We start from the raw sequence: 18,030 nt of genomic DNA, 5'->3' as shown, positions 1-18,030 counted from the left end.
GGCACCTATGTGCACTACCGGCTGGCATCCGAACGTGTCGACGACCTGTGGGCCGCCCTGCGGGACGTGGCCGCCACGCCCCTCGACGGACTCGGCGCACTGGCGCGCGCCTACCTCGGCGACCGTGGGCAGCTCGAAGCGATCGTCGGGGCTTCGACACCCGTGCGCCCGATGCCGTCCGGTTCGGCAACGCACTCCACCGTGCCGGCCCCGATGTCACCGTCCGACCGCCACGGCACTCCGCGCCCGTCCCGGTCACGCCGCCTCCATGCTCAGCCCGGCGGGCTCAGCGTGCCGGGATCATGAAGCCATCGAAGAAGGCAGCCAGCTCGGCGTGGGCGTCGAGTGGCAGGACGTGCGCGACGTGCTGGTCCGGGCGGACGACGACCACGCAGCCATGGTCGCGGTCGATGCCGCGCCGGTCGTAGATGTCTGTGTCGCTCCGCACCACGGGGTCGGTGCACCTGCGCAGGTCGGCGCAGAACACCTTCTGGTAGTCAATGAGCCCGTACCGACCCTTGCGGGGCCGGAGAAAGGTGGGCACCGCCGCGACGGCGAGCTCGCGATGGTCCTGCTGGAACACAGCCCGGACGTCGATCACCGCATCACTGTCCGCTCCCGGTGGCGTGTAGCGCCCGACAGGCGAGTCGGGTGCGCCGCCAAGGTACGCACACAGGCGCTGGATGGCCGACGACGGGTCGTCGGGATCGGCGGCGCCGGCGAACGCGAAGACGCGCCATCGGCCGTCCGCCTCGACGGTGTGACCGAGGTGGACCGGTCTGGCGTCCGCGAGACGGATGACCGGCGCCGAGTGGAAGCGCATGCCGATCTCGAAACCCGCGGCCAGATGCTGGTACGTCAGCTCCGCGGAGATGATCGACGGGTGATAGCGAATCGCCGTCCCGGCGGTGAACCGGCCCTGCTGGACGAAGTAGCGCTGGAACTCGGCCGGATCGACGCCGTCGCCATCGTCATCGACTGAGGTCTTCGGCCGCGCGCTGAACATCGCGGCGAACTCCCGATCGAACTCGATCAGCTCGCGCGCGACGGTCTGCCGTTCCGCGGAGTACGTGTGCAGCAGCTGTGGCGAGCACCGCCCGAGGATGACCGACGCCAGCTTCCACCCCAGGTTGAAGCTGTCGCGCATCGACACGTTCATGCCCTGGCCGGCCTTCGGGCTGTGGGTGTGGCAGGCGTCCCCCGTGATGAAGACGTGTGGCAGCCGGGTGTCGATCTCATCGGCCGGGACGTCATCGAACCGGTCGCAGAGCCGTTGGCCGATCTCATAGACCGACCACCAGGCGATCTCGTGCACCTCCAGCGTGTAGGGGTGCAGGATCCGCTGCGCTGCGGCGATGAGGTGGTCGGCGGTGATGTTGCGGTTCGCGACCCGCTCGTCCTCCTTGAGCTCGTCGAGCTCGATGTAGAGGCGGACCAGATAGCCACCTTCCCGCGGGATGATCAGGACGTTGCCCTCGTTCGCCGAGTGGATGACGCTCTTGAGCCGGATGTCGGGGAAGTCGGTCACTGCGAGCACGTCCATCACGCCCCACGCCTGGTTGGCCGAGTCGCCGTGGAGGGCCAGGCCGAGGGCCCTGCGCACAGTGCTCCGCGCGCCGTCGCATCCGACCACGTAGCGCGCCCGAACGGTCTCGACCTCCCCTTCATGTTGAGGGTCACGGCGCTCGAGCGTGGCGGTCGCCGCGTATCCGCCCTCCCCCGCATCTGATGCGCCGTCCCCGACGGATGACGTGGGCCCGATCGCAAGGTCGAGCAGACGCCGCGAGTAGTCGGGTGCAAGCCGGGTCGGCGCGTTGCGCATGACGTCGAGGAAGAAGTCGTGCACCCGTGCCTGGTTGAGGATGACGTGCGGGAACTCCGACAAGCCGTCCTCGACGTCCTGGATCCTGCTGCTCCGCGCGATCCGGGTCGGATCCCGCTCGTCCGGCTTCCAGAACACGGTCTCGTTGACCCAGTAGGCCTCCCTGAGCACCCGCTCGCTGAAGCCGTAGGCGCCGAACATCTCCAGCGTACGACAGGCGATGCCGTCGGCCTGACCCACCAGCAGTCGCCCCGGCTTCTGCTCGACGATCCGCGTCCTGATCGACCCGAACTGCGCGAGCTGCGCGGCCAGTGTCAGTCCCGCGGGACCACAGCCGACGATCAGGACGTCCACCTCGTCGGGGAGGCCGTCGGGCCGTCCCGCCCCATCATCGGGCGCCGATGCTTCCGCGACCGCCGGATCGCCGGACCTGAACCCGTTCAGATGGAACTGCATGGCCTCCGTCCTCCCTGGCTTGGCGTCAGCGCGCACCGTCGTGTGCCCCGCGGTCTCCATGTTCGATCATGCGCGTGGTGAGCGGCCAGGATCTGACCGAAGGGCGGGAACGACCGGGACGGCGCGACCAACCAGAGCGTGGCGTCGATCGTTCACCGGACTGGACGACCCCATCGAGCGCGGACGATGGTCCCGGCCACGTCTCGCCGGGCGTCACATGGTGGGTGGAGTCCGCGGTGGAACGCCGAGCGCCGCGGACGGCGACGGCGCGGCAACGACCGCCCGTCGTTGGTGGCCCGGAAACAGGGAGGCCGCAGATGACCGCCACGAACGAGCACCGTACGAGCCACGGCACAGACGCGCATCAGTATCTGCGGGATCTGCGCGAACCGACCAAGCGGTTGCGCCGGCAGATTCCAGACGCGTTCAAGGGGTTCCTCGACACCTCGCAGGCCACGATGACAGATGGCGCGCTGTCAGCGAAGCACAAGGAGCTCATCGCCCTGGCGCTCGCTGTGTCCGAGCACTGCGAGGGATGCATCGCCTACCACGCGCGCGGCGCCGCACGGCGGGGCGCCAGCGAGGCGGAGGTCGCCGAGACCCTGAGCGTCACCATCCTCCTGGGCGGTGGCCCAGCGGCCAGCGACTACGCCCCGCGAGCGCTCGAGGCGTTCCGCGAGTTTGCGAACGCCGACTGACACCTCCACGGGACGGGTGGTTGCTGGCCAGCCGCGGGCGTTCCGGTCACGCCGCCTTCATGCTCAGCCCGGCGGTCGAGGGTCGTCGGTCTCGTCGGGCCCCGACCTGAACGTCACCTCGACGTGCTGCTCCGGTCGCAGCTGCTCCGTCCGTGCGAGAGCGGTGAGCGCGCGCATGTCCTGCGCCGTGAGCGGCGGCTGCAGGAGGCTCCGGGGCCACAGACGCCGCGCGAGGACGACGTTGATCTCGGCGGCGTAGATCAGGATCCGGCCCGTCAGCAGCATCCATGACAACAGGACGAGGACGACGGCGAAGACCCCGTACAGCAGGTTCGCCCGCGCCACCTGCTGCGTCACGATCAGGACGCCCAGGGCCTGGACCATGCTCCACGCGACCGCCGCGACGGCAGCACCGGGCGCGAGACGCAGCCAGGACACGTCAACCGCGGTCAGCAGCCTGAACAGTGCCGCCACGATCACCATGTTGACCAGCAGCGAACCCAACAGCGAGACCAACGAGCCCAGCACACCGGGCACGACGGCGCCGTGGCCCGCGAGCCACGTCGCGCCGAACAGCGCCGCGGCTGCCAACAGCAGGACGCCACCGCTGCGCACCAGCCGCAACCAGAAATTGGGACGATCCCTCCTCGGCACGTTCCACACCGCGTTCATCGCGTCCTGCGCGGTCTGGGTGATGCCCAGACCGCCCCAGAGCGTGCCGAGCACCCCGATCAGCAGCCCGAGCCCCGACCCCCGGATGGTCCCGATGCTGCCCCGCAACTGCAGGCCCACCACCGGGAACTGCGCCACCACCGCGTCGATCACACGCTGCTGCAGATCCGGGTCGTTCTCCACGACGTACGCCATCGTGGTCCCGAGCACCAGCAGGAGTGGGAACAGCGAGACGAAGCCGTAGTAGGCCAGCAGCGCGGCGTGCTTGCCGCCCTGGTCGTCACCGAACTTCTTGACGACCCCGACCACGAACGCCGGCACGCCGTGCCGTTGTTGGAACCGGTCGACCGCTCGCAACAGCTGCTGGATCCGCTCCATGACAGCCATCCTGCGCGACACGGCGTGGTCCGTCGACGATGCCGCGTCTCGACGCCGCGGCGAGGGACGCCCGGCGAGCCGACGGGTGCGCGACGAGCCAGGAGATCGCCCTCAGGAGGACCTGTCCCTGGTGGGCAGCAGGCCGCCGACGACCAGCGCAACGCCAAGTGCCACGAGGAACAACGGCCACATCCAGTCGGGCCGGGTCTCCCAGACACCCAGATCGGCCAGCAGCGCGAACACGCCGACCAGCACGAACACCGTGCCCCACGCCAATCCGGAACGGCTCATCGTGTCACCTCGATGCGTCCGACACCGACGGAGACGTCGAGGCTGAGCACCCGCGACGACGACGTCCCGGCGAGCTCCCCGCTGAACGACGGCGCGACACCCGCCCGCTCCTGCTCGTCGACGACGACCTCGCCCATGCCGGCGCTGGCGTCGACCTGCACCGAGACGTCGTCGGGCACCCGGATGGTCAGCTCACCGGCTCCGAGGCGTACGGCCGTCGCCGTCGTGCCGACGGGGAACGTGATGTCGCGCAGGTCGACGGTGACGTTTCCGGCACCGTGTTCGTAGGTCTCGCGCACCTGGCTGGCCGACGCGGGTGCGAGGGTCACGTTGCCGGCGCCGCTGCGGAACACCGTGACATCGGCGGCCGGACCGGCCACCACGGTGATCAGCGCGAGCACCACCAGCACGATGCCGAGCCCGATGACGCCTCCGTGCTCACGCACCGGGACGAACGGGGTGACGATCCCGACACCGATCAGGGCCAGGGCGATCATGCGCGGGAAGGTGACGTCCACGACGTCGGCGGCGTCCAACAGCCAGAGCACGCCGGCGCCGACCAGTACGACACCCCACAGCAGCCGGCCCCATGCTGGTTCCTGCCGATCTGGGATCGGGACCGGTGCGGGAGCGGTGCTCACCGCCGCGCTCCCACGACAAGCGCCGCGCCGAGGCCGACCAGGATCAGCGGACCCATGAAGGTCGCGAACGACGGGATCAGCCGGTCGGCGAACAGCAGCCCCCCGGCGATCATCAGCACCCCGCCCAACACGATGATGCCGTGGTTGCGGTCCGGCGACACGACCCCCGCCGGCACCTCGCCTGGCTGCTCCTCCGGGATCGCGATCCAGCCAATGATGTACAGCAGGACGCCCGATCCGCCGGTCAGCGCCAGCACGACGAGGGCGATCCTGATGATCACCGGGTCGATACCGAGGTAGCGTCCCAGGCCACCCGCCACACCAGCGACCACCTTGTCCGTGGTCGACCGCCGCAGCGGGACGCGCTCAGGCGGCGAGTCCACCGGAGAACCGTCGTCGATCATCGGACGGTCGGGAGCCGTCGCGTCGTCCCGCACGGTGCCGTCGGGTGTCGGCGCGTCAGCGTCAAATGGCGATGCGGTACTCATGTCGTTTCGTTCCTCGCCACGCTCCGTGTGAGCAGCGTGGCGGGCACACGGTTCCGTCGGCACGGTCAGAGGTCCCGGGGCCGGCCGACGAACGGCCGTGTCCCGGACCACCGAACGTCGGGTCGCGCGGTTCTACCGCGGCATGGCCGCCATGTCGGTCGGGGCGGGCACGTCGTGGTCGGGCTTGACGTTGAAGTTGCCCTTGCCACGTCTTTCATTGATCGCTTCGGTGCTCTGCGCCAGGGAGATGGTGGCGTGCGCAGCGGCGTCACTCATCTGATCGAGGGCGTCGAGGCTCAGGTTGTCGATCGTGTCGCACGACAGGTGGTAGCACTGGTCGTACTGCTCACCCGCGATGCCACCGTAGATCTCCTCCTGCTCCTGGGTCTTGATGCCCTCGGCGCCGGTGAACAGGCCCCCGGCGGGGATGCCGGCCTCGATGAACGGCCCGTAGTCGGAGCGGCCGGAGAACTCGGTCGGTTCGACGGGCAGGTCCTGGCTCTCGAAGTAGTCGAGGAACAGCTCCTCGATCTGCGCGGAGCCCTCGGGCGCACCGCTGGGCGGCGGTTCCGAATCCGAAAGATCGCCGTCGTACACGAACCGGACGAAGTTCGGCGACGCGATCATGTCGAAGTTGAGCATCGCCGCGATCTGTGACTGCTGCTCCGCGGAGAGGTTGTTGACGTAGAACGTCGAACCCAGCAGACCGGATTCCTCCGCACCGAACCACAGGAACCGCACCTTGTTGCGCGGTTTCACCTTGGCCATCCCCTCGGCGATCTCGAGGATCGTCGCGGATCCCGACCCGTTGTCCTGAATGCCCGCGCCGACACCGACGCTGTCGAGGTGGGCACCGACCGCGATGACGTTGTCGGCGTCACCACCGGGCGTCTCTGCGATGACGTTACGCGTGGTGTAGGTGCCGGGACGCCAATCGATCTTGAAGCGTGCGGTCAACCCCGTGTCGCCGCTCGACACGCCGTTCGCGAGCGCGGTTCCGGTCTCCACGGTCGCCGCGAAGGTGGGGATCTCCAAGCCGTCGAAGTTGAACCACAGCGGGGTGGTGCGGCCGGGCTGGCCCTCGTTGATGAAGACCATCCCGCCCGCCGGCGACGCGTCAGCAAGGGTGAACTTCTGCGCGAACGTGCAGGTCCCCCGCTGGACGATGATGATCGCGCCCTCGGGTACGCCGTCGTAGTCGGACGCCTCACAGCCACTCGTGCTCGTGTTCGGCGCATCGCCGGGTGGTAGCACGAGATCGATGGCCCACACAGGGGCCGTGATGTCTGTGCCATACGTGGTGCTCTTGAACATCGACCCGAAGTCGCCACCGAGGCTGGCCCCGGCGATTCCCGCCACGAAGTCGGTGCCGCCGACCACGCTGAGGATCGGCGCCTCCCAGTCGGCCAGGAAGCTCAGGTCGTACTCGAACTCCTGGACCTCGACGTCATAGCCCGCGGCCTCGGCACGATCGGCGACGTAGTCGACCGAGTCCTCGTAGCCGGGCGCACCTGACAGGCGGTTGTCGCCCCCAGCCTCGGCGAAGGACTGGAACGCCTGCTCGTGCTCGAGGATGCCGTCGACGGTGACCGCCCGACGCAGCTTCTCCGAGTTGTTGTTGTTCGGCGCGGAGGCGGCGGGAACCGCACTCGCCATCAGGACTGCCAACGTCAGCAGAACCACTCGTGCGGACGACCACCGACGCATTGACCGATCCCGTCTTCTCACGTCGCCCGCACCGCGCGGCCACGACCGAGCATGCACTCTCGCCGACGACCACATTCCCGTCAACACGTGGATTGCGAGACTCGGACACGGGGACCTTGCGTCCGCCGCACTGCAACTGCCGTCGGCAGGCTCCGAGCGTGCGACCGGCACGGCTGAGAGTCGGATCGGGTGCCGTCGCTTCGACGCGCACGGTCCGAGGCGCCGGACCTCAGACCCCTGCATACCTGACACCCGCGAAGGGCCAGGCGTGACGCACCCACGTCGCGACGACCGTCCGGACCACCATGTCGAGGTCGGCGTGGTCGGCACGCACCCATGACCGGATGTCGGCGTCATGTGCCGGATCGTCGTCGGGATAGATGTAGACGCAGCCGATCACGTCATCCTGCGCATCGAGCACCGTGTAGGTGAACCCCCGCCGCGCGGCAAAGTCCTCCGCGTGCCCGGACAGGTCCTCTGCGTTCTCATCCAGTGACATCGTGTGTGGCCACCGCCGCCCCTCGAACCCAGGGCTGGTCCGGATGTGGTCGATGCTGGACATCCACGCGCGATGGTCGCGCTCGTTGTGCTCGACACCCAGCGGCTCGAGGCGGAACGCCACACCCGCGGGCGACGTCGCATGCAGGGACGTCGGTGGGTCGAAGTCGTCAGGTACGAACACGCACCGTCCTCTCACGCGTGCGGGACACGGCCGGTGGCGCGTGCCGACCCCGCGATGAGACCCGCCGCCCCGATCAGGACCGCGGTGTGAGCACCACGAGCGGGATGTCACGGTCGGTCCGTTGCGTGTAATCGTCGTAGTCGGGCCACACCTCAGTCATCGCGGGCCACAGCCGGGACCTGTCCTCGCTCGACGCCGTGCGAGCGGTGGCAGCAATGATCTGATCGGCCACCTGGACCTCAACCTCAGGCTCATGCTGAAGGTTGTGGTACCAGTCAGGGTGCTCGTCGGCACCGCCGTTCGATGCGACGACGACGTACCGGGGTCCGTCCTCGCGGTAGATCAACGGCGTCGTGTAGCGGTCGCCCGTCCTGCGTCCCGTCGTGGTCAACAGCAGCGTGAACACCCCCGGCTGCCATTCGTGACCGATCTCGCCCGCGGTCTCACGATACCTGCGCACATGCTCCTCGCCGTACAACATCGGCCGGGGCCTCCCCATCGTCGGTCGTCGTCGGTCACCGGCGGCCGGTGAATCCGCAGTCCCACGCCGCCACAACCCTGCGCGGGGCTCAGCTCGCGTCGCAGCAACGCTACCCGCCCGAGGCTGCTCGGCACGGATGGCGGCACTCCGAGGGCTGCCGAAACGCCGCCCGAGTCGAGGTCAGCGTGAGCGGGTCCAGTCGAGGAAGCGTTCGGCGGGCCAGGTGTTGGCGACCAGATCGCGTGGCACGCGGCCGCGGCGGGCGAGCCGCACGCCCCAACGGTGGTTGTCGAGATCACCGAGCCGATGGGCGTCGGTGGAGATCACGACGTGGACGCCGCGCGCCGCGGCCTCACGGAGCACGTCGGCGGGCGCGTCCAGCCGGTCGAGGTGGCAGTTGGCCTCCAGCGCGGTCCCCGTGCCGGCGCACGCGTCGAGGACGGCGTCGACGTCGACGCGGATCCCGCGTCGACGACCGATGCGCCGGCCGGTCAGGTGCCCGATGGCGTGCACGCCAGGGTTGCGGATCGCCGCGACGACGCGGGCGGTCTGCTCGGCGACGTCGAGGCCGAACAGCGAGTGGACGCTGGCCACCGTCCAGTCGTAGCCGGCGATGAAGTCCGGGTCGTAGTCGACCGACCCGTCCGGACCGATGTTCAGCTCGGCGCCGTGCAGTACGGCGAGATCGTCGTTGCCGCGGCGCAGCGCCTGAAGCTCGTCCCGCTGGCGGCGCATCGTCGCCCGGTCCAGGCCGTTGATCCGCAGGTCCTCGGCATGGTCGGTGATGGCGACGTACTCCCAGCCTCGGGCCACGGCGGCGTCCAGCAGTTCTCGCATCGTCATCCGGCCGTCGCCGGACCAGTCGTGCAGGTCGCCGCGCAGGTCCCCGACATCGGCGCAGCGGGGCAACCGGCCGGCGCGCGCCAGGTCGAGCTCGTCGGTGCCGTCGCGCTGCTCCGCGGGCACGGGCTGCAGGTCGAGCGCGCGGTACACCGTGTCGGCGTCCGGGGTGTCGAGCAGGGTCTCCCCCGGTCCGTGCATGGCGTCGGCGGTCAGCCGCATGGATCGCACGGTCGCCAATGCCTGCAGGCCCCGCCAGTGGCGGGAGTCCGCCGTCGCATGCACCAGGGCGAGACCGAGCCGGGTGGGTGGCACAACGGTCACACGCACGCGCGGTCCCTCGAAGGTCTGCACGGTCGCCGTCGAGTTGTCCACGTCGATCGCTTCGCGAATCGCCGGCAGCTGGACGGCGGCGCGCACCACGCTGTCCGGTGTGTCGGAAGCGACCACGAGATCGATCACGCCGACCGTGTCCGTCAGACGCCCGAGATCACCCGCCCACGACACCGAGGCCACGCCGTCGAGACCGCGGACCATGCGACTCATTCGCGCCGCGTGGCCGACGGCGTCCGCGATCGGCAGGCCGGGCTGCCGGCGGTGGAGGTCCAGGTCGCGCAGCGCCTCACGCAGCCGTCGCTCGGTGGCAGGTCCGAACCCGCACGGTGCGCACCCGCTCGGCATCGAGCGCGGCGCGCAGCCCGGCGACGTCCCGGACATCCAGGGCGTCGCGCAGCTTGACCACCGTCGTCGGCCCGAGCCCCGGCACGCGCAGGAGCTCCTCGGCACCGTACGGGTCCAACGCGCGCAGGTGCTCGAGCCGCTCGATCGTGCCCGTCCGACGGAACTCATCGATCCGTGCGGCGGTACCGGCGCCCACACCGGGCAGCGCGGTCAACTCCTCGATGGACAGGGCGAACACGTCCTCGGTGAGACCGGCGACGGTGGCGGCCGCGCGGCGATAGGCGTTCGCGCGGAACCGTCGGGTGCGGTCGTCGAGCCGCTCGCTGAGCGCACCCAGCTCGTACAGCAGCCGCGCGACGTCGTGGTTGTCGGTCACCGTCGGGCCTCGCTCGCCGTCACCCGGCATCCGGAAGGCTCGCCGTGTAGGTGTCGTCGTCGACAGCGTGCAGCCACCGGGTCGGTCCCGAGGCCGTCACGGCCAGATGGGTGAAGACCTCGTCGGGCACGGCGCCATGCCAGTGCGCGACGCCGGGGCTGACGTGCACCCAATCCCCCGGCGCGAGGATCTCGGCGGCGTCGAGGCCCTCCCACTGGATGAGGCCACGGCCGTCGACCACGATGATCGCCTGCTCGCCGTCGTGGATGTGCCAGTGCGAGCGGCTGCCCGGGGCATACGTGAAGCGGTTGCTGCGCAGACCGTCGCTCCGGGTCACCAGGATGTCCGCGCGCCACACCCCCGCCGTCCACTTCCGCGTATCAGCGGTGCGTGCGGTCACGTCGGCCGCTCGAACGATCTTCATCGGACGTCCTCGCGTGTCGGGTGGCGTCGTGGGCGCTCGTCATCGGTGATCATGCGGGATAGATGTTGACCTCGGTGGCCTTGACCGAGACGTGGACGTCGCCGCCGATGCCCAGGTCGAGGGCGGCGACCGCCGCCGGGGTGACCTCGGCGACGATCGGCAGCGGCCCGGCGACGTGGACGCGCACACGGTCGCCGTGCACGTCGAACCCGTCGATGGTCCCGGTCCACACGTTGCGTGGCGTCCCGTCCGGTCGGGCACGGTACAGCGCGACGGCGGTGGGATGCACGGCGGCGAACACGTCCCCACGCGCCGCCGTCGCGGTGACGATCCGCTGTGCCGACGGCAGGCGGACGGTGGTGCCGTCCGCCCGCCCCCGATACAGGTTGAGGCCCACCAGCCCGGCGACCCACGCCGACCGGGGCCGCTGCGTGACGTCGTCGATCGATCCGTCCTGGACGATCCTCCCTGCCTCGAGGATGACCAGACGGTTTGCCAGGGCGATGGCCTCGACAGGGTCGTGCGTGATGACGATGGCCGGCCCGGCGAACGCATCCAGGTGACCGCGGAGGGCGCGCCGGATCGCGAGGCGTGCCTCGACGTCGAGTGCCGACAACGGTTCGTCCATCAGCAGCAGGTCCGGCTGGTAGGCCAGCGCGCGTGCCAGCGCCGCGCGTTGGGCCTGGCCACCCGACAACTGGTCGGGGCGGTGGTGCGCGACATCTGACAACCCGACCCGCGCCACCCACTCCACGGCACGCGCACGGGCGTCACGCGACGACATCCCGCGGGCGCGCAGTCCGAACGCCACGTTGTCGAGCGCATCGAGGTGGGGGAACAGCAGGTGGTCCTGGAAGACCACGCTGACGCCGCGGTCCTCCGGCGCCAGGCGGACACCCGCAGCCGTGTCGTCCAGCGTGCGGCCGGCGATCACGACACGTCCGGACCGCAGTCCGCCGAGGCCGGCGAGGGTGCGCAACAGCGTGGTCTTGCCGGCACCGTTGGGGCCGAGCAGCGCGATGACCTCGCCGGCGCCGACCTCCAGTGCCACGTCGAGCAGGAACGACCCGCGGTCGACCGTGACACGGGCCACCAAACCGTCGGTACCTGCGACGCCCTCGGCCACGGCGGCCGTCGATGCAGACGCGTCCCTCATCGCGTCAGCCGACGCCGAGGTAGCGGCCGCGCAGCGCAACCAGGACGATCACCGACACGGTGAGCAGGAGCAGGCTGAGCAGGATCGCCGCGTCGACGTCGCGTTCGAGCTCCAGGTACACCGCCAGAGGCATGGTCTGCGTGCGTCCGGAAAGGTTGCCGGCGAACGTGATGGTGGCACCGAACTCGCCGAGTGCCCTGGCCCAGCACAGCGCCATGCCGGCACCGAGCGACGGACCCAGCAGCGGAAGCGTCACGCGTCGGAACACCAGCCACCGGCCGGCACCTAGGGTCGCGGCGACGTCCTCGTAGCGGCGGTCCATCGATCGCAGCCCAGCCTCGACCGTCACGATCAGGAACGGCATGGCGACGAACGTCTCGGCCAGCACGACGCCCGCGGCGGAGAACGGCAGTGTGATGCCGGTCAGGGCGTCCAGCGGCTGACCGATCAGACCCCGGCGGCCGAACGCGAGCAGCAGGGCCACGCCGCCGACCACCGGTGGCAGCACCATCGGCAGCACGCAGAGCGCCCGCAGCAGGGTCTTCGCAGGGAACTCGCGTCGCGCGAGCAGCCAGGCGAGCGGCACGCCGAGAATCGTCGACACGGCCAACGCGGTCAACGAGGTCACGAGCGACAGGCGCAGCGCCGACCGCACGGTCGCATCGCCGATCAGCTCACCGAAGCGCGTCCACGGGGTGTTGACCAGCAGACCGACGAGGGGCAGGAGCAGCAGGGCGATGGCACCCAGCCCCAGCCAGCCCATCACCGCCTGCAGACCGACCCGCGACCGCCGAGACGCCACCCGCTCCCAGGCCATCCCCCGGCCCTCGCCGGCACCCACCCTCATGGCGCCGAGAACCCGGCGGCGCGCAGCAGTGCCAGACCCTCGTCGGAGGTCACATGGCCCGCGAACGCGTCGGCCGCAGCCGGGTTGGGCGCATCGGTCACCGTGGCGATCGGATACGTCACCGCAACGTTGCGGTCCGGCGGGATGACCACGCCCTCGACAGCGCCGTCCGCCGACTCGACGTCGCTGGTGTAGACCACGCCCGCATCGGCCTCACCCAACGCCACACGGGACAGGACGGCGCGCACGTCGGTCTCCAGCGACGCCGGATCGACCGCGACCCGCTGTGCGTCGAGGACCTGACGGGCGTACTCCCCGGCGGGGACCTCCTCGGCCGCGAGCACCACGGTCACGTCGGCGCGTGCGAGATCGTCGAGGCCCGCGATCCCCATCGGATTGCCGGGCTCGACGGCGATCTGCAGGCTGTTGCGTGCGATGTCGACGCGCTCCCCCACGATGCCGCCCGCATCGTCGACCACGTCCATCTGCGCCTGGTCGGCCGAGGCGAACACATCCGCGGGCGCGCCCTCGGTGATCTGCGTCGCCAGGGTCGAGCTGCTGGCGAAGTTGAACGCCACGTCCACGTCGGGATGCGCCTGCTCGAACCGCTCCCCGATCGCCTCGAACGCATCGGTCAGCGACGCCGCGGCGAACACGGTCACGGTGCCGGCCAACGCGTCCGACGATGCCGTCCGTCCCGTGGTCGGCGCCGCCGACCCGGAACCAGCGCACGCGGCGAGCATCAGGGCGAGCAGGAGACACCCGACGACGCGGTCCGCCAACGCCTACTCCCTGGGAAGTCCGACGATGACATTGGTGGCCTTGACCGAGGCGACGACACGCGTGCCGATGTCCAACGCGAGCTCGTCGACGCTCTCGGCGGTCGTCAGCGCGACGAGCCTGTACGGACCGGCCTGCATCTCGATGGTCGCCGCAGCAACGCCTGAGACCACACGCGTCACGATCGCGTCCAGCTGGTTGCGCGCCGACGACGCCGCGATCACCCGCGACGGCGTGCGACGCTCCCCGAGCAGGCGTTGGACCTCTGGCAACGGCACCAACCGCTGGCCGCCGTCGCTGCGCGCGAGCTCGACCCGACCCTGGTCCTCCCACCGGCGCAGCGTGTCCACGCTGACGCCGAGCAGCGTCGCCGCCTGGCCGATCCGAAGCCCATCCTCCGCCACGCCGCGAACAATACCTAGGCAATTGTGTAAATGCAACGAAATCCATAGGTATGGTTCGGTGCGTTGAGGAGAGGGCGGCGACGCGCATAGGCTCGACCATGGAGCACCAATGGGTGATCGGACCGGCCCGTGCCCGCAGACGAGACCCCGCTCGATGGATGGATGACCACGATCCGCCGTGTCGGTGACACCGTCCGACGACCGACCGGACCGTGGAGCGCGAGCGTGCACCGGGTGCTGGAGCACCTCGCCACGGTCGGCTTTCCTGCCTCGCCCCGGCTCCACGGCGTGGACCCGGACGGCTGTGAGGTGCTCGACTGGATCGACGGCCAGACCGTGGGCAGGCCGCCGTGGCCGTCGTGGGCGTGGGACGATCGCGTCCTGATCAGCGTGGGCCACCTCCTGCGCGACTACCACGAGGCGGTCCGCGATGTCGTCGTCCCACCCGACGCGCGATGGCGCACCGGGACCGGCGCGCCGGGCCCAGGGGAGATCGTGTGCCACAACGACGTCGGCCCGCCGAACCTCGTGTTCGACGGGATGCGGATCGTCGGGCTCATTGACTGGGACCTGGCGGCCCCGGCCCGCCCCGAGTGGGACCTCGCGCACGCTGCGTGGATGACCGTGCCGCTGATGGACCCGGTGCGGGCACGCAACCACGGCATCGACCTGACCGTTGACGACCAGGCCGAACGGCTGCGTGTGCTGTGCGCGGCCTACGGCATGCCCGCCGACGTCGACGTCATCGGCGTGGTCACCCGCCGGATCGCCGCCACCGTCGCGGCGGTCACCTCGGCACAGCGGCGCGACGACCCTGCACTGGTGCGGCTGGGGGCGTTCGTACCCGCCATGCGGGCCGCCGCCACGTACGTACGCGTCAACGCGACCACCCTGCGCAGCGCGGTGCAGCCGTAGCGACCTACGCGCGCGCGACCGCGCGTCCGGCCGGTGTCGACAGCACGTGGTCCCGCCACTGGTCGCCCACCCGGTCCAGGAACGAACGCAGCGCGTCGCGCGCGACGCCGTCGGCGACCTCCGCACGGTCGTCCTCACCGGCTGCGAACGCCGCATCACGCAGGCCCGCGGCGGCCCGCATGACGGCGGTCGGCTGACCGAGCGTGGACGCGTCGCGCAGGCAGACTTCGAACACGCCCACCGCGTCACGGGGACGCCGTTGCGCCAGCAGCGCGGACCCGAGCACCTGCCGCGACGCCACCTCGTACTTGCGGCGTCCCACACGGCGCGCGTGATCGATCGCCTCGTGCGCCGCCTCGGCCGCGACCTCGGGCTCCGACGTGGCCAGAAGGATCTCCGCGCGGGCCGTCGCCAACCGACCGATGGTCAACCAGTTGTGCCAGGCCTTCATCGCCGCGGCCTGCGCGTGGAGCTCGGGCCAGAGCCGCGACGCCCGACCGAACTCATCCGCGGCCAGGTCGGCGTAGAGCAGGTCTATGCGGGCCTGGACGATCGGCGGCGGAAACGCCGCCCGCTCACCCAGCTCGATCGCCTCCTCGCTGCGCCGGCGCGCACCGTCGAGGTCGCCGAGCTCGCGCAACGCGTTCGCCCACATGTTGAACAGGCGGGCGGTGAACCGCGGGATCAGCTCGTGCGCCAACCCGTCGGCGGCGGCGTCCCGGCACACCTGCAGCGCCTCGACGTGGCGGCCCGCGCCGGTGAGACCGAGCGCGAGATGGCTGGACGCCAACAGCATGTCGTCGAGGCTGCGCAGGTCCCGGCTGATCTGATAGCCCTCGCGCCCCCGGTCGATCGAGGCGCCGAAGTCACCCACCCAGTAGTGGTAGACGGAGAGCATGCTGAGCATGGAGCCACGATCGCGTGTCGGAGCGTCGGCCGGCCACGACCGGATGATCGCCTCCCCCTCCGCGACACCCTCGGCCGTGCGCGTCTCCAGCGACGACAACGCGTTGCACAGGTGGACCGCCGCGCGCGCGTGCGGCACGGCGCCGATCGTCTCCGCCTCCTCCTTCGCCCGCCGCGCGAGACGCTGCGCCCCGGCGGTGTCCATGGTCCAGAACGCCGCCTTCGACCACTGGATCAGCGCCTCGACGCGTTCGGCCCCGGACAGATCGCCGATCAGCGCCGCGAACGCGTCACACGCCCGCGTCAGGTCCCCGGCATCGGTCAGCGCGATGGCGTGCGCGAGCCGCAACCCCGGTCGGCGTTCATCGTCGTCCGGAAGCACCTCCAGCGCCTGGCTGTACAAGGCCGCAGCCTCCTGCGTGGCCCACGCGTGACTCGCACGCTCGGCCGCCGCGACGAGGTACGGGACGGCCGCCACCGGGTCGTCCGTGCGCAGCCAGTGGTAGGCCACCTGACCCGCGAGCTCGTCGACGGTGCCGGCGTGCGCCGCTTCGAGGCGCCGCGCGATCTGCGCGTGGTAGTGGCGGCGCGTCGAGCGCGCGAGGGTCTCGTACGCGGTGTCGCGGATCAGGTCGTGGTTGAAGGCGTACCGGTCGGTCCGCGTCGCGGCGCGCTGGATCACGCCCGCGTCGATCAACGCGTCGAGCTGCGCGTCCACGTGCACGTCGACGGCGTCGGCGCGCAGGGCGACCACGTCGTCGCGCGAGAATGCCTTGCCGACGACCGCCGCTGCCAGCGCGAGCTGCCGGCAGTCCTCCCTGAGCGCGTCGAGCCGCGAGGCGATGAGGTTCTGCACGGTGGGCGGAACGTTGTCGGCCGTGGCCGTGCCTCCCTGCGCCGCCGCGACCAGCTCCAGGATGAACAACGGGTTGCCGCCCGCGCGATCGATGACCGCAGCGGCGTCACCGTTCGTGGCGTCGTCGGCAACCGCCGCGCTGACGAGCTGGCGCGCGTCGTCGTGGCCCAGAGGCTCGAGCGGCACGATGCGGATCGGCATCGCGTCGGTGCGCCAGGACGGTCGCATGTCGAACAGCTCGGGTCGGGCGACCACGACGACCAGCAACGGCGCGTCGCGCGTACGCGTGGCGACCAGCTCGATCAGATCCAGCACGCTGGGATCGGCCCAGTGCATGTCCTCGAAGACCAGCGCGGTGGGACGCCTGCGCGCGAGCGCCGCGAGGTACCGCCTGGCGAACGCCAGCAGTCCCTGGCGTTCGGCGATCGCCTCCCCGCTCGAGAGGCCCGCGAGGGCCGCCAACTGCGCCTCGTCGAGCTCGTCGGCGTCCGCGATGATCTGGCGCATGCGGGCCCACAGCAGCGTCCGCGCCTCGGGCATCCGCTGGCCGTCGGTCACGCCGGCGTCGGCGCGGAGCTGGTGCGACAGCGGCCCGTAGCCGGTCCCGGTCCCGTAGGCCAGTGCCCAGCCCCGCAGCACACGCGCGGTCTCGTGATCGAGCTGCTCCCTGAACGCCTCCACGAGCCGCGACTTGCCGATGCCCGCCGAGCCGACGACTGCGACGACACGCGCGGCATCGGTCGTGCACACATCGCGCCAGGCGTCCTGCAGCGTCGCCATCTCGGCGGTCCGGTCGACCAGCGGGAGCGTCCACGGCGACGCTGTCTGGGACCGGGGTCGTGCGCGCAACGCTGTCCACGCCGGCAGCGGGGCCGACTTGCCGCGGACGGTGACCATGCGCGTGTCCGCGTAGTCGATGGCGTGCCGCGTCGTGCGATAGGTCTCGCGACCGACGAGCACACCCGCCGGTTCCGCCTCACTGCGCAGACGCGCTGCGATGTTGACCGCGTCGCTCATCACGGTCGGGCGCCGGGTGGCGTCCGGGCCGAGCGGCGCGTACAGCACGACGCCAGTGTTGATGCCAACCCGCAGCTGGAACCCACCGGCCAGGTGCCCATCCGCTGACATGCGCTGCTGCATGACAAGCGCCGCACGCACTGCACGCTCGGCATCGTCACCGTGGGCGACCGGCGCGCCGAACAACGCCATGACCTCATCGCCGATGACCCGCGTCACGGATCCACCGTGCTCCGCGACCACCGCGCCGAGCATCGACAGGCACCGGTCGACGACCGCGTGCACATCCTCGGGATCGCGGTCCTCCGCGAAGGCCGTGAACCCGACGAGGTCGGCGAACACCACCGTCGCGTACCGACGTTCCGGGCGCGGGGCGTCCGTGCGCAGCGGCGAGCCGCAGGCCGCGCATGCGAGCTCGCCGGCGTCGTTGTGGGTGCCGCAGTGCGGACAGACCATGGCGCCGCCAGTGGCAGACCGGGTTGCGTCACGACGAATGTAGCGCCACCGACGCC

Annotated in this window: 18 protein-coding genes; 2 read left to right on the top strand and 16 right to left on the bottom strand. The window is 70.7% G+C overall.

Translation table 11 applies throughout. The features are described from left to right. Positions 1 to 286: 286 nt before the first annotated feature. Entirely contained in the window at positions 287 to 2,278 is a 1,992-nt protein-coding gene (locus VFZ70_13935; protein HEX6256901.1) for an FAD-binding monooxygenase, read from the bottom strand. A gap of 317 nt (positions 2,279 to 2,595) precedes the next feature. On the opposite strand from VFZ70_13935, the gene VFZ70_13930 reads away from it, so the two are divergent. Then, entirely contained in the window at positions 2,596 to 2,976 is a 381-nt protein-coding gene (locus tag VFZ70_13930; protein ID HEX6256900.1) for a carboxymuconolactone decarboxylase family protein, read from the top strand. 63 nt (positions 2,977 to 3,039) lie between these two features. On the opposite strand, the gene VFZ70_13925 is transcribed toward VFZ70_13930, so the two are convergent. The 14 genes from VFZ70_13925 to VFZ70_13860 form a co-directional block, all read right to left on the bottom strand. Then, positions 3,040 to 4,026 (bottom strand): YihY/virulence factor BrkB family protein, encoded by a 987-nt coding sequence (locus VFZ70_13925; GenBank protein HEX6256899.1) that lies wholly within the window; start codon positions 4,024 to 4,026, stop codon positions 3,040 to 3,042. Between the two features lie 111 nt (positions 4,027 to 4,137). Next, positions 4,138 to 4,317, bottom strand: a complete 180-nt coding sequence (locus tag VFZ70_13920) for a hypothetical protein (protein HEX6256898.1) — start codon at positions 4,315 to 4,317, stop codon at positions 4,138 to 4,140. After that, on the bottom strand, positions 4,314 to 4,958 hold the full coding sequence (locus VFZ70_13915) for a LiaF domain-containing protein (GenBank protein ID HEX6256897.1): 645 nt from the start codon (positions 4,956 to 4,958) through the stop codon (positions 4,314 to 4,316). Before VFZ70_13915 ends, VFZ70_13920 begins: the two co-directional genes overlap by 4 nt. Beyond that, positions 4,955 to 5,446 (bottom strand): PspC domain-containing protein, encoded by a 492-nt coding sequence (locus VFZ70_13910; protein HEX6256896.1) that lies wholly within the window; start codon positions 5,444 to 5,446, stop codon positions 4,955 to 4,957. Before VFZ70_13910 ends, VFZ70_13915 begins: the two co-directional genes overlap by 4 nt. A gap of 132 nt (positions 5,447 to 5,578) precedes the next feature. Next, a complete protein-coding gene (locus VFZ70_13905; protein HEX6256895.1) occupies positions 5,579 to 7,102 on the bottom strand; it encodes a M28 family metallopeptidase in 1,524 nt (507 codons plus the stop codon). Positions 7,103 to 7,382: 280 nt separating this feature from the next. Continuing rightward, positions 7,383 to 7,835: a hypothetical protein gene (locus tag VFZ70_13900; GenBank protein ID HEX6256894.1), complete on the bottom strand. Its 453-nt coding sequence runs from the start codon at positions 7,833 to 7,835 to the stop codon at positions 7,383 to 7,385. A gap of 73 nt (positions 7,836 to 7,908) precedes the next feature. Beyond that, positions 7,909 to 8,316: a nitroreductase family deazaflavin-dependent oxidoreductase gene (locus VFZ70_13895; protein HEX6256893.1), complete on the bottom strand. Its 408-nt coding sequence runs from the start codon at positions 8,314 to 8,316 to the stop codon at positions 7,909 to 7,911. 180 nt (positions 8,317 to 8,496) lie between these two features. Next, positions 8,497 to 9,702 (bottom strand): hypothetical protein, encoded by a 1,206-nt coding sequence (locus VFZ70_13890; GenBank protein ID HEX6256892.1) that lies wholly within the window; start codon positions 9,700 to 9,702, stop codon positions 8,497 to 8,499. Positions 9,703 to 9,778: 76 nt separating this feature from the next. After that, complete coding sequence (locus VFZ70_13885; protein HEX6256891.1) at positions 9,779 to 10,213, bottom strand: helix-hairpin-helix domain-containing protein; 435 nt, start codon at positions 10,211 to 10,213, stop codon at positions 9,779 to 9,781. A 19-nt stretch (positions 10,214 to 10,232) separates the two neighbouring features. Further along, positions 10,233 to 10,637, bottom strand: coding sequence for a cupin domain-containing protein (locus VFZ70_13880; protein ID HEX6256890.1), 405 nt, complete (start codon positions 10,635 to 10,637; stop codon positions 10,233 to 10,235). 49 nt (positions 10,638 to 10,686) lie between these two features. Continuing rightward, positions 10,687 to 11,793, bottom strand: coding sequence for an ABC transporter ATP-binding protein (locus tag VFZ70_13875; GenBank protein ID HEX6256889.1), 1,107 nt, complete (start codon positions 11,791 to 11,793; stop codon positions 10,687 to 10,689). A gap of 4 nt (positions 11,794 to 11,797) precedes the next feature. After that, positions 11,798 to 12,640 (bottom strand): ABC transporter permease, encoded by an 843-nt coding sequence (locus VFZ70_13870; protein HEX6256888.1) that lies wholly within the window; start codon positions 12,638 to 12,640, stop codon positions 11,798 to 11,800. Beyond that, a complete protein-coding gene (gene modA, locus VFZ70_13865) occupies positions 12,637 to 13,422 on the bottom strand; it encodes a molybdate ABC transporter substrate-binding protein (protein ID HEX6256887.1) in 786 nt (261 codons plus the stop codon). The genes VFZ70_13870 and modA overlap by 4 nt, the downstream gene beginning before the upstream one ends. Before the next feature lie 3 nt (positions 13,423 to 13,425). Further along, the gene (locus VFZ70_13860; GenBank protein HEX6256886.1) at positions 13,426 to 13,824 is read right to left on the bottom strand and encodes a helix-turn-helix transcriptional regulator; all 399 of its coding nucleotides are present in this window, start codon (positions 13,822 to 13,824) and stop codon (positions 13,426 to 13,428) included. A 162-nt stretch (positions 13,825 to 13,986) separates the two neighbouring features. Between VFZ70_13860 and VFZ70_13855 the strand changes: the two genes are divergently transcribed. After that, positions 13,987 to 14,739, top strand: coding sequence for a phosphotransferase (locus VFZ70_13855; GenBank protein ID HEX6256885.1), 753 nt, complete (start codon positions 13,987 to 13,989; stop codon positions 14,737 to 14,739). 4 nt (positions 14,740 to 14,743) lie between these two features. On the opposite strand, the gene VFZ70_13850 is transcribed toward VFZ70_13855, so the two are convergent. After that, complete coding sequence (locus VFZ70_13850) at positions 14,744 to 17,974, bottom strand: adenylate/guanylate cyclase domain-containing protein (GenBank protein ID HEX6256884.1); 3,231 nt, start codon at positions 17,972 to 17,974, stop codon at positions 14,744 to 14,746. Between the last annotated feature and the right edge of the window lie 56 nt (positions 17,975 to 18,030).

The organism is Euzebyales bacterium (assembly GCA_036374135.1).
Lineage (GTDB): Bacteria > Actinomycetota > Nitriliruptoria > Euzebyales > JAHELV01 > JAHELV01.
The sequence above is the reverse complement of the archived record's forward strand: the minus strand, read 5'-3'. Positions and strand labels throughout refer to the sequence as shown.

Coding starts and splice junctions, on each gene's coding strand:
- VFZ70_13880 (HEX6256890.1), bottom strand. CDS start 10,637: ATGAAGATCGTTCGAGCGGCCGACGTGACCGCACGCACCGCTGATACG.
- VFZ70_13935 (HEX6256901.1), bottom strand. CDS start 2,278: ATGCAGTTCCATCTGAACGGGTTCAGGTCCGGCGATCCGGCGGTCGCG.
- VFZ70_13875 (HEX6256889.1), bottom strand. CDS start 11,793: ATGAGGGACGCGTCTGCATCGACGGCCGCCGTGGCCGAGGGCGTCGCA.
- VFZ70_13855 (HEX6256885.1), top strand. CDS start 13,987: ATGACCACGATCCGCCGTGTCGGTGACACCGTCCGACGACCGACCGGA.
- VFZ70_13925 (HEX6256899.1), bottom strand. CDS start 4,026: ATGGAGCGGATCCAGCAGCTGTTGCGAGCGGTCGACCGGTTCCAACAA.
- VFZ70_13920 (HEX6256898.1), bottom strand. CDS start 4,317: ATGAGCCGTTCCGGATTGGCGTGGGGCACGGTGTTCGTGCTGGTCGGC.
- VFZ70_13890 (HEX6256892.1), bottom strand. CDS start 9,702: ATGAGTCGCATGGTCCGCGGTCTCGACGGCGTGGCCTCGGTGTCGTGG.
- VFZ70_13930 (HEX6256900.1), top strand. CDS start 2,596: ATGACCGCCACGAACGAGCACCGTACGAGCCACGGCACAGACGCGCAT.
- VFZ70_13850 (HEX6256884.1), bottom strand. CDS start 17,974: ATGGTCTGTCCGCACTGCGGCACCCACAACGACGCCGGCGAGCTCGCA.
- VFZ70_13910 (HEX6256896.1), bottom strand. CDS start 5,446: ATGAGTACCGCATCGCCATTTGACGCTGACGCGCCGACACCCGACGGC.
- VFZ70_13895 (HEX6256893.1), bottom strand. CDS start 8,316: ATGTTGTACGGCGAGGAGCATGTGCGCAGGTATCGTGAGACCGCGGGC.
- VFZ70_13905 (HEX6256895.1), bottom strand. CDS start 7,102: ATGGCGAGTGCGGTTCCCGCCGCCTCCGCGCCGAACAACAACAACTCG.
- VFZ70_13870 (HEX6256888.1), bottom strand. CDS start 12,640: ATGAGGGTGGGTGCCGGCGAGGGCCGGGGGATGGCCTGGGAGCGGGTG.